At 46.6% G+C, this 15,190-nt stretch carries 7 protein-coding genes; all 7 read right to left on the bottom strand.

The annotated features are described in order from the left end of the window. Window positions 1–42 precede the first annotated feature (42 nt). The gene (locus tag MHB64_RS04495) at window positions 43–2,622 is read right to left on the bottom strand and encodes a DUF4430 domain-containing protein (protein WP_341133815.1); all 2,580 of its coding nucleotides are present in this window, start codon (window positions 2,620–2,622) and stop codon (window positions 43–45) included. A gap of 208 nt (window positions 2,623–2,830) precedes the next feature. Next, on the bottom strand, window positions 2,831–5,761 hold the full coding sequence (locus tag MHB64_RS04490; protein WP_341133814.1) for a GAP1-N2 domain-containing protein: 2,931 nt from the start codon (window positions 5,759–5,761) through the stop codon (window positions 2,831–2,833). Further along, window positions 5,758–7,020 (bottom strand): TRAFAC clade GTPase domain-containing protein, encoded by a 1,263-nt coding sequence (locus MHB64_RS04485; RefSeq protein WP_042124368.1) that lies wholly within the window; start codon window positions 7,018–7,020, stop codon window positions 5,758–5,760. Before MHB64_RS04485 ends, MHB64_RS04490 begins: the two co-directional genes overlap by 4 nt. An 84-nt stretch (window positions 7,021–7,104) precedes the next feature. Beyond that, window positions 7,105–7,746, bottom strand: a complete 642-nt coding sequence (locus tag MHB64_RS04480) for a beta-mannanase (protein WP_094871508.1) — start codon at window positions 7,744–7,746, stop codon at window positions 7,105–7,107. A 22-nt stretch (window positions 7,747–7,768) separates the two neighbouring features. Then, window positions 7,769–9,043, bottom strand: a complete 1,275-nt coding sequence (locus MHB64_RS04475) for a vWA domain-containing protein (RefSeq protein WP_341133813.1) — start codon at window positions 9,041–9,043, stop codon at window positions 7,769–7,771. Window positions 9,044–9,372: 329 nt separating this feature from the next. Beyond that, a complete protein-coding gene (locus tag MHB64_RS04470) occupies window positions 9,373–11,775 on the bottom strand; it encodes a transcription initiation factor TFIID (protein ID WP_341133812.1) in 2,403 nt (800 codons plus the stop codon). Between the two features lie 4 nt (window positions 11,776–11,779). Beyond that, window positions 11,780–15,169 (bottom strand): tubulin-like doman-containing protein, encoded by a 3,390-nt coding sequence (locus MHB64_RS04465; protein WP_094871503.1) that lies wholly within the window; start codon window positions 15,167–15,169, stop codon window positions 11,780–11,782. Between the last annotated feature and the right edge of the window lie 21 nt (window positions 15,170–15,190).

The raw sequence follows: 15,190 nt of genomic DNA, 5'->3' as shown, positions 1-15,190 counted from the left end.
ACTCCGAATCGTAGTGTCCGTCTAACGAATAATCAATCGTACTTATTCACCCAATGAATAGTACCAATATAATATATCACCGTTCTCTAAAATGTAGCTGTCCGCACTGATACTTGGATCAGCATCTCTATTCGTCTTATACTTCCATCCACTGCTAGGTCCGCCATCAAATTCGGACAAACCATTTATAGATTTCACGTATTTACTTCCAGCGTTTCCGGATGATACTACCTTATCGCCCAATTGACTAATCAATAAGCTATAAGCTGTTTCACCTTCTTTTAGCGATACTGTTGTACTGTTCAGAATCGTACCCTTCTTGTTATCCCCAACGACTGAAATGGTAGCCGTAGCTTTAACAGGAGCAATAACATCTGAAGGAATGTTTAGGGACTGAGTATAACGCGCCACACTAGGCACACTATCCTTAACATATCCGGTAACAATGATCGTATAGGTATTCGATGGTAGACCTTGGTCAAATGCAGCTACCCCCTTAGGATTTGTGATCGCCTTCTGATCACCGATCAAGACCTGCACACCAGCGGCTGGAGAAGTCACTGGATCAGAAGTAAAGGTATCCTTATTCCACACCCATTGTTTCTGAGAAACTGTTACTGTGAAAGCTTCACCCGGCTTCGGCTGTACAGAGGATACAACCGCAGTATCAACAACCTGTGTGGTTTCTCCGGCATAATATACAAGAACACGGTCCGATTCCTGTAATTCAAAAGCATCCATACCCACACTTGGATAGATCCATTCGCCGCTACGCCATACTACGAAGCTCCACCAGCCATCATAAAGGCCTTGAGTAACCCCATGAATGCCCGATACAAAATTACCATACGACGATTTCGTGATATCTACTTTAAAATCATTGGATAACCCCAATTGCTGCAAAGCTTCAAGCGCATTGGAAGCCTTTAAAGTCCCCTCACCGATCAATCCTTGCGGACCCTCAACGGTAAGTGAAGCCGTTACATTCTTAGGAATTACCTTTAGATCTTGCGTATATTTAGCTATCGATGGTGCTTTTCCTTCACGATAGCCTGTTACTGTCAGCTTGTAATCACCTGCCGGAACATTCCCTGAGAATAACGCCTCGCCTTTAGCATTCGTTGTTACGATGCGATTTCCAATTTGGACCTGAACGGCAGAAGCTTTGGCAGTTACCGGGGAGGACGTATTCGTTACAGCGTCCCATTTCCATGTCTTACTAGTCACTACTACAGTAAAAGAATCGCCCTCTTTAGGGCTTGGTTTAGACACCGTTACCGAATCTACAAGTTTAGTATCATCTCCAGCATAATAAACCAGCACCTGATCTGAATCTTTAAGCGCAAAATCACTCATTCCAACATCAGGGTTGATCCATTGAGAGTTACGGGATACGGCATACATCCATCCGTCATAGCCGCCGTAGCTTCCAGCGGAAATGTTTCCAATTCCAGTGACATATGCACCGGAAGGATTCGTGATCGGCAAGTTCGTCTGAAGAGCCAACTTCTCTAGTGCACCAAGCACGTTACTGGCATATCCATATCCCTGTACTAAAGTACTCTTAGGACCCTCTACAGTAACAGGTGCATAGATTAAGGCATTCTGAACGGATGACTTAGAAAAATCGTATAATTTACTGTTACTGCCTTTATAGAGTAGATTGTAAGCTACAAGCGCCTGAAGGCCCTGCTCTGTAGCTAGAATATTACTGCTTCCGTCACGGCTATGCGCGAAGCTTCCGTCAGCTAGACGGTAGCTCAGCAGGTTACCCATCAGATTCACTTTATTCTTGGTATATTCTAATCCACTTGGGTCTACACCGAAGGATGTGAGACCTAGAATAGCTTGTGCAGCGCTCTCAGCACTATCTCCGTAACCTCCATGACTATCCTGAGCATTAGATAGCCAAGATACGGCTTGTAGCCCTGCTGTGTAAGCTTCTGGATTACGCTTATGCGCCGCTAGAGCGGTTAAAGCTATCGCTGTCATATCTGGCTCACTCGCACCTGTCGTTAAGGCAAAGCCACCATCTTGATTTTGCTTGGAGAGAATTTCAGCAATGAGCTTATCCGCAGTCCATTTCGCGTTATATGGAATATTATATTTACCAGAGTCCAGTGCGAGCAAAGCATATACTGGATTATTAAGTGTCTGTCCACTGATTTTGTCATGATTATAGATCTTCTCTATTAAGTTATAGCCAGGTGTTGTTCCGCTTCCAGCAAAGTTGGTAGGATCAGCACCAATTGCTCTTACTGCGAGTACAATTCTCGCATAATCCGTTACGTTCGCGAAATTGCCCTCTGCATCCTTCACCTTTTTCTCAAGGGATAGGCTATAACTCGCAGGCAGTTTATATCCCGCTTGAGCCAGTCCAATCGCTTGCCAATCCGACTGCACGCCACCCTTTAAAATAAACTCTGCAGCTGTATAGGTCGCATCCGCAACGTTAATTCGCTCCGCCTGAGCAGCTGCATCGTTAGATTCATCTAGTCCGGTGCTAACACCTGCCTCTGCAAAGATGGTTCCTGCCGGAGCAAGGGATGTTCCTAAAATTGAAATGACCATAAATATGGCCAGTCCAAGTACGAAAAACTTGGAGGTGACTACTTTCTTCATTGTTCAACCTCTTTCTATAAAGGAATGGATACTACATAAAATAAGAGCGCACAACATAAAGACCGCCCCTATAAAGGGCGGTATAACCTTATTTTCATAATCATATCTATTAATACATAGCATGTCTATAGAAAAGCTTTGTTTGAGTAACAAAAAAAGAACAGCAGAACCAAACCTTTCGGCATCGTTCTGCTGATCAGAAATTCCTTTATTCAGCTGTTCCTTCCGGACTTGCCGTTGGCGAAGGTTCAGCACTTGGGTTAACACCCAGTGCATCCTTTGGAGCGGGATCTACAATCAATGTAAATCTTCCCGCCTTGATCATACTTTTCTCTACGATGGTCGCTCCCGGTTCTAAGGTAACCTCCACCTGATAGGATGGCTGTACCCCTTCTGTGACAGCTGTCGCGGATGACCCAACTGTGTTATTATCCGCATCGGCTCCTGCGTTAGTAGCCTCCGCATCTTCAGCCGGTTCAACAGCAGTGCCTGTGGCATCCGCTGACGGAACTGGACACGTTCCATTGCTAGCAGCGACCTTAAAGGTCTTATCCACCACATTGGATGAAGTCATCAGACTAATCTCCGTCGGATTAAATTGCACACAATCATCTGCTTTAGCAAACGTGAACACCAATATGCTGCTTCCCTTATCTCCTTCGACACTCTGCTCCTTCAAGTATACTGAAGCCGGAGGCAGTTCATTGCCTGCACTCTGAACGGCTGTCGGCTCAGGGCTTGTCCCCGGTAGAGCCGTCTTTGGATCTTCCGGACGCAGCATACTGAATACAATAATTGCGACAATCACCAGAATGCCCGTGATGGAACCGGAAATCAGGAGTCGAAATCGACTGCGGCTGATCCAGCGCGCCAGCGGGGAAGCAAGCTGAGCGCGAGCTTCATTGTACACATTTTGAAGAGCAGGCCGTGCTGTAGCGACATAGCTTTTACGGAACTCACGATTCTTGAAGGCTTCGCGGTCACTGCTCTGGAAATACTTCAGAATCGCCCGGCGATAACCCGGATAAAGCTTTTTATTCGATATCGAAAATAAAGAATTCCCTTGAGACCATGCAAAGAATCGATAGATAACATCCTTATCGGTACCGGCTTTATGCTTTACTAATTCCAGGAGTGCGTCATAATCCAGCGGACCACCCTCCCGCTGACTAGTGTAGTAGAAAGCTAGAGGCAGACGTTCAAAAGGCTCTAGCACTCTAGCTTCCTTCAGTAAACGGCGACCGAGCAGCTGTACATCGTCCAATTCCTTTGGAGATAAGCCTGCAAAAATCTCTTCATTCGGCTTCTCTTCACCAAACCAGCGATACGCAGCGCGGAGTGCATTTTCTTTCTGCTTGCTAATTCTATCTAGTGGGGGCTGCCACTCCACAACATTTCCATAACGTAAGAAAACAACCTCAAGTAACTCTTCCTGCGTCATTTCAGTAAGGGAGAGGCGGTTCAACAAGAATCTATCAGCAGACGCGGCAAGCTCCAGCATAAGCGAAAGTACTTTAGGAGATACGCCTGTCCCTCTACGTCGATCTTTCTCTGCTTTATCTACAGTGCCATGAATTTCCGCCACCGCAGCAACCGGATCAGTCTCCAGTTGTAGCTTTTCTAGCAAGTAATCCCTTACTGCATCCTGAGCAAAAGGCTGCTCTAACGCAGCCGGTAGAAAACGGCCCCAATGGAGTACAAAATTCAGAATATCCACAGATTTAGATGCAGCAACTAGTCTTGATTCCATATAAGGCTCTAATAGCTGCTTACGGAAATACGATTCAGACATTACCCGTTGGAAAAAAGCAACACTCAGCTCATCATTACTCTCAATGATACCGTAAGCTTCATTAAGAACATCTTTGCGTCCCGCTTCCACGCTATGAAGCATTCCATTAATGAAATAATCAACGATTCTGGCTTTGTAATTATGATCCTTGAGAATAAAATAATCCTTAAAGCACTCCATAATTGCAGGATCCGGGACATTCCTTTGCCGGACTAAATCAAATTCTCTGTCGAACCGCTCCAAGAAAATATCATTCAGTCGGATTCTGGAATGAATCGCACCCTCAGCTTTAAGATAAGAGAGCAAACCACTCAGCACCGCGCTCTTATTCTCTGTATATAAGTGCTCATTCCCCTGCTCAATCTCATAAAATACGGCTAACTCATTATAGAGAGCGAGCGATAGTTTATGCTCAGGACTTTCTCCACGCAGGATCTGATCGGCAAAACTTACGAAATCGTCGAGATCCCCCGGATTCAGAAGTAACAGCTTCCAAACCAGATCAGCATACGGCTGACGGGACTCGCCAAAATCTACATTTCCCATCCGGCCTGTAACCAAATCGAAGGTGAAGTCCTTCTCGATGCTGCGATCACCGGGACGGAGCGAACCTTTTTCCACAAAACTAAGATGAATATATTTACGGCTTTGCGGTTCATTAGCATAAGTAATGACGCCTAATCTGCGGCGGAATTCATATGGCAGCACGCTATATAAAATTTCTGTAAGCTCCACCGCACGTGCAGACAGCTCCGTGATAGGTACATTTAGAGCGATATAGATTTTTTTCTTACCTGCCACAGAGAGCATCACCGCTTGCAGCAATGCCTTAAATATCCCTTCATCAATCCCTAACAAGCGTAATCCCGCTATAGGATCAGGGCGACGATCTGTACGTATAACTGGAATAGCTGACAGCTCCGGCAAGGTGCCGCCCAGCTCTCCTTCATAGCTTTTTGCGAAATCCGCATGCAGAAAGTCCCCGTAGCTCTGAACAATCTCCTCTGAACGTGAGGCCGGAACTACAAAGTTATGTGCAAAAAAGGCGCTCCGCTGGCCCGTAAAATCCGTCGCTTGATAATGACTTTTTCCAATAACCGTGTCACCATTTTCCGCATGGAACAGATGCAGCGCACTAGGATATGCAGATTCATCCTTTTCTCCACGCGCGGTAAGCTCTGCCGGTGCATCGTAGAGGCAGAAGGGATGTAATGTTTTTTTGATAAAATTATTGTCCAGGCTGTCCGATTTCGCTACTGTATCAAAACCTTCAGTGGAACGAAACAATCCGCGTCGTTCGCGGGTATACATTTGTTGGGCGATCTTAGACCCTGAGAAAACATTCACGGGCCGTCGCTCCCCTCAATATACTTCAGCTTGTGCAGCAGCCAAATAAACGGCTCGTCTACGCGAATCGGGCTTACTACACCCTCAATCTTCTGATTCACAGGATTACTGCCCAACGCAGAAACCGCAAAATAGCCCGTATTCGAGAAGTACACATCCATCGTATCTTTAAAAGGTCTGTCCACCTTACCAATAAATCTGCGAATTTCTCCGTCGATGTTATGGAATTCATCCATATTCAATGTTTTGCGATGGACATAGTTATTGAACACATTACTGTTGGACTTGATGTAATCGCCATCCTCATCCTTTAGCGAATGCAGCATATCACTTTTCGCAAGAACGACTGCTGTTGGAATGTCAGTTTTGCTCTTTTCCTGATAAGCGATAAAATCACCGAACATCGTCAGCACAACATCACGCGGCTCGTCATATTGCGAGACCCATTCGCCCGGGCGATCACCGATGTTAATATGAATCTTCTCACGGATTGAACGGATTTGCAGCGGATCGACCATAAACAGAATACCGGCAGAGTTCTTAATATGCTGACCGTGTAGTCCGAGATAATCCTGATCCACCATGCCCTCACCCGCTACATCAAAGAACACAAGTGTCAGCGGCGGCTTTTCTTCATCCTTAAAAACAAATTGAAAGATAAACGGCTCCTGCATTTTCTCCTTCTGTGTGGAAGCTAGCAGATCCCCGCGTTCAAACAGCGGTTCTTCATAGAGCGTACGGAACTTACGGCTAATCTCCGCGTTGAGCGGCATACAAGCGGCATCGAAATGACCAGCTGTCGTATGCTGCAAGGTATGAATCAGCGCGGTCATGTATACCGACTTCCCGACTTGGGAAGCTCCGATAATCGAGATAATGTTACTCGGAACCTTACCTGCAGTCACAGGCAGCTCGTTATGACAGGATGGACATAGCCGTCTGCGTGTGAGCACGCCATAACGATCCGTAAGCCCTGTTAACACATGATCGGTATAATGATGGTATTCTTCCGGAATATCCGCCGGATTAATGATTGCTTCTATGTCATCCACCGTATCAAGCCCAAAGCGCTCACGGTATTTATTCAAGGCATCATCTTCGCCCAGCGCGTAATTCTCATCGTCCTCTCGGCTATGCATAGCCCGGAAGACTACATCCTCCGGAGAGAACTTAGTGAAGCAATACGGACACACAATATCATAAAAAAGCGGCCTTGGCTCCGGCTGATTCTTTTTCATAAAACGGCTAAAAAAAGACATCTACTCATCCTCCCAAAAGTTGTATCTGCGTATCTTGCTATGGACAGGCAATGTCCAACTCTCGCTTGTACGCATAGACTGGTTTTACTCCGGCACCAAATCGTAATAAAGCCCATACTTAGGACCGTCGGTGAAAAAGATGCGTACAAAATCATCCTTACCGATCTCAATCGGCGGGAGTACATTGCGTCCAGGGGCGAAATCCTGTACAAAGGGAAAGAGAATACCATCCTCTTTCCCTGCCGGATGTCCTCCCCGTTTCTTAACATAACAGAGGACATCTCGAGCCACTGGAACTTCTGCCGTAATCGCCATATGTACGGTCTTTTGTTTGCCGAATAATCCTCTTTTTTGTTGAATGGAATAATAGATTCTGGCTTTGCCTGCACTGACCACCATACGGTTCGCACCATCACTTTGCCTCACCAGCAGCGTCTCTCCGTTATCAGCAAGGCGAGCGTATATGGTATAGGAGATTAGGCCGATCTCATCCAATCGATCACGGTATCCATTATTTGATTTGTATTCCTCACGAGTATAGAGCTTCATTCCGGCCGGAGGAATATCCCCGGTGCCAATAGAAGCCTCTTCTGCGGAGGTCTTATGGATGTACACCGCCTGCACACCGTCCGGCCAGCGCCATCTCAGCGTACAGAACCGGTCATCCACTTGAGAGGTCACATCCGTTATTACCAGAGCGGAAGTATTATCCTCGGCGTACCTCATTACTGTAAGCCCCTTTCAACTACTAGAATCCTTTGCTGTTCCGATTTCTCCGTCGATCAGGAAAGCTTTCTGACGGTGGAGTAGGCGCCGCATTGTTTCTTCTATTACGGTAAATACGTCCTTCTCCTACCGGAATGACGCCTGTAAATAACGAGATGATTGCAGCCAATATAAGAACAGCTAGAAGGCGAATAAGTCCGTCCGTGAAATGATGTCCGCTAAGTCCAAATTCCAGAATAAGCCCTGCGAACAACCCTGAAATTACGCCGCCAATCCCGAAGCTTTTTGCTAGATGACGGTTATCAAACATAATACCAAGACCGAGTCCAAGTGCAGCACCGATTAGCATCAGCGACAAAATACGAACTGCAGCATAGTATGGACTATCTGCTGTAGCATCACTGCGCACCGTAAGCAATGTTCGATCTCCCAACCGATCATAGATTTGCTGGAATACATCACCCAAAAGAGCCGTATCTGTCACATCATAATAGTGACCGCCCGTTAGTTTCGCAATATCCTGCAGCAACTGGGTACCGGCAGGATCCTGCATCCCCAGGCCAATGGTATTTACGGCAATGCCACGATCTATATAGGTCTGTAATTCTCGTGAGGTGTCGAAATTACTGACTCCGTCCGACAGCAAAATGACCATAGCGCCTTGATTTTTTCTGCCGTCACTGTCTATCTCCTTAAGTGCTTCCGAGATCGCACCACTAATGTTCGTGCCGCCCTCAGTTGGCTTCAGATTATCAATGGACGTTAGCACCTTCTCACGATTCTGCGAATTCGAGAGTGGTGTTAACGGCTGGACGACTACTGCTTCGTGGTTAAAGGTCACCACCGCTACCTGATTATCATTGTCCATTCTCGCAATTAACGCCTTAGCGGCTGAATAACGGCTGTTATCAGGATCACTCTGCGCCATACTGCCAGAGTCATCAATAGCCATTACAACATTCTTAACCGGTTTAGCACCGCCAAAATTCAGCTCATAAACGAATTCTGTTAATGCTCCAACTCCAAGTGCAAGGACAATCATCAGTGGCAGGAGCTTCCAGGAAAGTCCTAGGTAGCGCTGCTTCCATGAGGCTCCGTTCAGCCGTGGCGAGATCATTTCTGCTAGCAGGCAGCCGATGCCGATACCGAGTGCTACTATGGCAAAATAAATGCCTACGAGTAGGATCGAAGGCAGCTCGTTGTACCAGCTTAGCAGCCACTCGCCAAAAAGAAAGGCGACCCCGCCGCCGATCAGACTGAAGAAGAGCAGGAGCAGATTGATTTTTCTCTGCATCATTATACTTCCTTTCCGGGAGAAACCTGAATTGTACTCTTATGGTCTTAACATTGTTCGGGGGTTATGTAGCCCAAATTAACGGGCTGCCCGGATGTGTAATTATCCCCCAGATTGCACTTTGTGCAATAGAATGGAATAAAAGAAACATCTATTTCTATTCTATTGCATAATGTGCATTGGAAATAAGGAGAAATGTCCCTCTTCCAGAAATCCGCTTAAATCTAATGTATCAAATACAACAGAACCCTAGTTAAAGGTTATTTCCGTTGATTCTATTGCACAAAGTGCAATAAAGAGGCTCAAAGTGAGGGTACCCACCTATTACGCCATCAGCGCATCTCGGGAAGCTGCTCTTCACTCACCCCATGAAGCTGATAGCCATTCTGAGCATAGGTTTCATAATAAACCTTCCCATTACGGTAATAGAGCAAGTCCTCTAAATGGAAACCACCCATCAGATTTAATTTTTCCACTCCGCTCCTGCGCTGTTCATGCACGAAGCCTAAGCGATAAATCCGAGTCGTCTCATCCACACCAAATGCATAGCGCAGGAATTCAGATGCGCTGTCTCCGAAGAAATATTTTTCCTCATGACGATGCTCTTGCGTGTATTCGAACAGACGAACATTGATCGTCGCGCTATCTTCCAGGTTATGGTACAGACGCTTGAACAGCTCTTCCTTGGATAGAACCTGACGGTTCTCATAAGCAGCCGCAACATTTGCACGTCGCAAAAGCTCTTCTTCGAAAGATAGAGCAAACGGATCTGCCGTTAATATTTCCCGCTGACAAATGGCAATCAAACGCTCCGCTACCGCTACTTTGCCTTGCTCTAACAGCTTAGAAATGCTACCCATGTACTTGTCACTAAAGAATATCCCTGGCCCACGCCGGGTCTCGATCTCTTTCATTACTTCTTCTGTGACAACTCGGTAGTATTCCATCACGTTCTGGCCAGTGGTTTCATTCGTTCGCCCAATGCTGTCCATTACAGTAATACGCAGGTCTTCTTGGAGCGTCTCCATAGCTTTCACACGAGCCACACATTCCACGTGAAGCTGCTCAAGCGCAGATTCCAAACGACTGCATAGCGCAAGCTCACTTTCCATACATAATAGCTCATATTTTTTGCCATATACCGCAGAGAATAAGTAATGAATGAAGTTGCGTACCGTTCGTTTGTCAAAAAGCGGCATACGCTGGAACGGTTGGCGCTCCACACTTTCCGCATAAAGATCCTCAAGCTCATCCTGCGCGGAGACAAGTGCTGAACGCAATCCAGTCATATGCTGACGCAAAGCATGCAGCACACTGCCACCCTCATCGCGATCAGCTGTCCACTCCGCAAGCTGATAGAATGTTACTGCTGGTGTAGCTGTTTCCTGTGCCGCCAATAGGGTGCGCCATCCACGAAGTGGATGAATACCTTCTACTCTCCGGTTAGACTCTGCCACAAAATTATTACGGAAATAAGCTTCGCCCCCATCACCGAACAGCTGCTGTTCAGCTTCACGAAGTGACAGCTGCTTCAGCTCATTGTAGGACGGACGTCCATGGCTCATTAGCCCTGTCATTTCACTAAGGCCGTCTTTCTCCGGGACTAGCTGCGCCCTATGCTCCCGTAAACGATCAGGATCCAGCCCTAATAGAGATTGACGCTCGCGCATAGTCCATGGACTACCCTCACGCATATCCGCTGCAAGACGCCGGAAGGCGTGATACAGCACGGCCAAGGCAATTTGGACATTAGGCCTTCTTACGCCAGAAAAGCCTGCAGAGGCGTAGCCTTGTCTTCCTGTGCTGCCTCTAATCCCGCTTTTGAAGGTCATATTGTTATACCCGCCGTGTCCGGTTGCCTGATCAGAAGTCGGGCGAACACGATTCTTGAGTAAACTGATATGGGAAATAATCTCGTAGTTATCATCCATGCCGTGAGCAGACATCATTCCGCGCTCATTCTTATCAGAGAGCAGGTACACAAGGTCAAATAATGCAGAAGGACCATGGCCAACTGGAATTGACAGTCCGTCTTCGGTTACAAGCAGCGGCGCATTAAAGGTATAGTCCGTAGCTTGCATTCTGTCCAATTCACGCAGAAAAGCCAGCCCTACCGAGCTGGAATATCCAAAATTATCCCCTTGCTCCCGCTCATTAATTAGAGCGTAGAGATCCGTCTGTACCGACTTAAAAGACTGACTGAGTATTGCACGAGCCAGCAGTGTAATTTCTGGCAACAACACATTAAGCGGGTCATCGACCCGCGTAATGATAGAGAGATGAATCACGTCAAAAGATGAATATAGACGTCCATAATCCGCTATACTGTTGCTCAGCCGCCGGATAACTTTATTCATTTCAGCAAGATAACGTGTATCATCATGAAACTTGCGGTAAAGCTCATGACGCACCTTGCGCGGATCTGACCCTGCCATATCCGGCAAGGCCATGGCCAGCACCCGGTCTTTTCCTCCTGCATCAGTGCCCCTCTTACTTCTGTCTGAGTCCTCACTCATCGTGCCTGACACAGCATGTAATGCCATAACACCGCCGGCGTTATCCCATTTCCGTTCGCAGCTATCCAGCACCGGACCGATGGCCGGAGCAACCTTGTCGCCTACGAACAGAAACAGGGCTGGGTAATGGATGCTGCTGCGTCCATCCCCTTTACTGCGCTGTGCCTCTTCCTGTACCGCATATTGTTCACCATAGGATATTGCCAGTGTTTTGATCATTGGCCTATTTCAACTTTCTGCGGATGCTGCCGAGTTTGCTAGTCATACTCTTGTAGAAACTATACATCTCATCGCCGCTCTCATACTCTACCCGTTCATACTCCAAGCTGTCGCGTGCTTCAAGGAAGGATACATAAAGACCTTCCAGCTTATAGAGCAATGGGGTTACGTCTTCAGCGGCAGTCATTTCACTCGCACGGCGAGCTGCCTTACGCAGCAGAACGCTGCGGCTCTTCTCATCCAGCTCCCGGAAATGACGGTACACGGCATATTCCACGTAGCTACGTTCTTTCATCAAGTTGGCAAACGGCTCCCAAGCTTCCTCTTCTTCATCACGGTCATAAACGTAGAGTGCGCCTTTCTTGATAATGCTGTCCGTGTACAACGCTTCGATGAATTGGTCCATCCACTTGTCTTCGTCCAGATATTGATGGAGTAGCCCTTCAAGCTCCGTTGCTTTTGCAGTCAGCTCAGCATATTTAGCTAGCTCAATACGAACACGAGAAATCAGCTGTGGTGAACGAATTAGATTCTCCTGTGCCATTTCTTTATTGATGCTGCCAAAAATATCTTTAATGCCTTCGCGCTCCAAGCCCTTCTCGCGCAGATTCTTTAGTTCATCAGCCGCCTTCTTCACTTCTCCGAGATTCGGACGCGAAGAATTTAACTGCATATCAAATCCACTCAATAGAGCATCCATATCAAATGGTTTCGTAAACACAACAGAGTATCTGTTGCTTGTGTTCTCGTCTACACCTTTTTCGATGATCACTCCGCTTGCCAACGCCTTTGCAAAGTCTGCACGCACACGTGCGTTATAATCACGTACACGAGAATTGACGTAAGTGTCACCCCATGATTTTTCCGGAATCGGAGAAGGGAGATACGTCCAGTTGTTCTTATCCGTCATCACCAGATGGCGGCCGATCCCTTCCTTATCGAGAATGGTCCGCTCATAGTTCTCTTCAAACACCCGCAGCGGCGTGTAGACGAAGAGTGGCACACCGTTACGTGTGTTAAGCCAGAAAATACGGTTTTTCACTTGGCTTTCTTTGATTGTAAATTGTGATTTGCCAAGCGCATTATTCTGATAATTACGAATCCCTTTCAGGATGCCAGGCGCTTTAACAGGTACGGAAACAAAACCCCATGATGGGAAATGCAAGCTGCCCGAGCTGTTGCTAAGGTGGAAGGTAGGCACAGCCTCTTCGTCCAATTTACCGGCAATAATCCGCTCTACGAACTTATCCAGCGGCTCTTCATGGCCGAATTTCATCACAAGGAAATCTTCCATCGAACGGGTGATCAGATCCCCGAACTTATCGCTAAGGAAATCCGAAATCGAGCGAACGATATCAATCTCCTGTTCCTTAACCCAGCGTCCGGAATGTTTCAGCATTTCACGGGTGAAGTCGCGAATCAGGTCGTCGCCGTCCTTCTGATCCATGATTTTGGAGATCGTCGCCGAAATATCCGGCACGTTAACAATGTTCCAATAATAAGTTTTGTTGCCTTTATAATCTGCTTGCTCTTCACCATTGATAAGGATGTCCCCATTCTTGGCAAAAATCGAGCTAAGCGCACTAAGAATCTCCGTAAACACACCGTAAATCCGGCTATTCTCTTCATTTAAGAGTTCATATAAGTCCTCGTAAAATTGAATCATTTGTTCCGTGCGTTCTACATCGGCATGGAGCCAATATTCATTGATTTTAGCCTCAATATAGGCATTTTTCTTCTTCTCTTTGGATACAAAAGCACTGCGAGCATCGCTTAGCTTCTCATCCGCACTGTCCTGTGCCGTCTCAATATCCCTTGGCAGACGCAGCAAGCTTTCACGTAAAGCCTCAATATAAGACTGAATCAGCTTCAAAATACAGAAGCCCTTCTCGGTGTACAGCAGGCGGGAAACGTAGAACGGACCTTGCTCTGGGTGCAGGAAGATGCGCTCCAGCTCTTCACTGAAACGTCCGACAATTTCGCCAGGCAGCTGCTTTTTCGATTTGATATATTCTTCTCGGGCACGAGCCAGGAAGTTCTGCTCCAGCTCTGTATCCATGCTTACCACTTGATTCTTAACTACATTGGCATGATTCAGGCGTTCGCTATTTTCGAAACCTGGTAATGGCTCAGGTACACGGGATTCAAAGGTTTTAATCATGCTGTCGAGATCTATCCCCAGCTTGCGTGCGAATTTCTCAACATCCTCTTGGCCAGGCGCCTGCTGGAACATTTTTTCCATTTTATCAAACAAGCGGAAAGCCAGATAAGTCGTCATTTCCTCAATTGGAAGCACGGCAGATGAGGCACCGATAATGTTGTATTCATAGTTAGCTGGATAAGTCTTGTTCATCTGCGCAATATTAGTGCGGATATTACTGATATAGTCATGGATGGCGAATTCTTCACCCGATTGCTTTTCTTCACTTGCCATAAAGTTCGTGATGTTCTCAGCCGTTACGTTCATACAGTAATCATACGCATTCTCAAGCAGCTTACCTTCTGTATTCGTTGCAGAGATCAAATGGCATAGATTAAAAGGCGGCAGCGGAGAATTCACCGTCAAAATATTACCGTATTGCTGCTGGAATCGTTCCCCGCGACTGTCTACATTCATCCAGTAATCCAGCTCTTTTAGCGCCGCATATCCGTTCTTGCGAATATATTCACGCGTATGCTCGCTTAGACTTTTATTAGACAGGTTCACGTCCGGTGTAAATAGGTAACCCAGTGTGTTCACACGGTCAATACCGGCTGATCCATAATCACGTTCAATAATACCGCGTACGATATAGGCAATATCCAAGAACGCTCCACTACCTGTACCGCCTGACAGACCTGTCAAAAGAAAGACCATTAGCTTTTTGTTAGTGCCTACGGACAAGGTCTTAATCTTCTTATCAATCGCACCTACCACCTGATTAATCTTGGTGAATAAGAGTAGACGTCCAGCTTGCCGAACACCAGCGGCACCGTTCATACCATCTGTGATGCTCAGTTCAGGTGACAACCAATCCGTAATGTAGGAGTCAAGAATACTGCGATTCTGCAGCAATCCACCGATTTCGGCATTTGCCAGCAATACAAATTCATTCTGTGGATCGAGTCCAATCCCTTTGTATTTCTTACCGCGATCCTGTTCATTCGTCTCAAAGGCTAGAAACTCCACATTATCCGGCTTGTCCCGTTTCTTCTTGGATATCGGATCTTCCGGCAGTTTAAAGCGGCGGTTAATCTGATATTTAAGACGCAGCAGGGCATCAATGCCCGTGCCGCCTAGTCCAATAATCAGGATCGGATTATCAATCGTATCCACCCTGATTTTATCGCTGACAATCCCGCCGCCTAGTGATACATCCAATTGCTGTATATGCTCTCTTACTACTGGTTTCATATGCTTTATCCTCCTAAAAGT

This window comes from Paenibacillus sp. FSL K6-2859 (genome assembly GCF_038008265.1).
Classification (GTDB): Bacteria; Bacillota; Bacilli; order Paenibacillales; family Paenibacillaceae; genus Paenibacillus_AQ; species Paenibacillus_AQ nitricinens.
The sequence above is the reverse complement of the archived record's forward strand: the minus strand, read 5'-3'. Positions and strand labels throughout refer to the sequence as shown.

Bases quoted from the DNA above. Each gene is read 5' to 3' on its own strand.
- MHB64_RS04475 (WP_341133813.1), bottom strand. From the start codon at position 9,043: ATGATGCAGAGAAAAATCAATCTGCTCCTGCTCTTCTTCAGTCTGATC.
- MHB64_RS04465 (WP_094871503.1), bottom strand. From the start codon at position 15,169: ATGAAACCAGTAGTAAGAGAGCATATACAGCAATTGGATGTATCACTA.
- MHB64_RS04480 (WP_094871508.1), bottom strand. From the start codon at position 7,746: ATGAGGTACGCCGAGGATAATACTTCCGCTCTGGTAATAACGGATGTG.
- MHB64_RS04470 (WP_341133812.1), bottom strand. From the start codon at position 11,775: ATGATCAAAACACTGGCAATATCCTATGGTGAACAATATGCGGTACAG.
- MHB64_RS04495 (WP_341133815.1), bottom strand. From the start codon at position 2,622: ATGAAGAAAGTAGTCACCTCCAAGTTTTTCGTACTTGGACTGGCCATA.
- MHB64_RS04485 (WP_042124368.1), bottom strand. From the start codon at position 7,020: ATGTCTTTTTTTAGCCGTTTTATGAAAAAGAATCAGCCGGAGCCAAGG.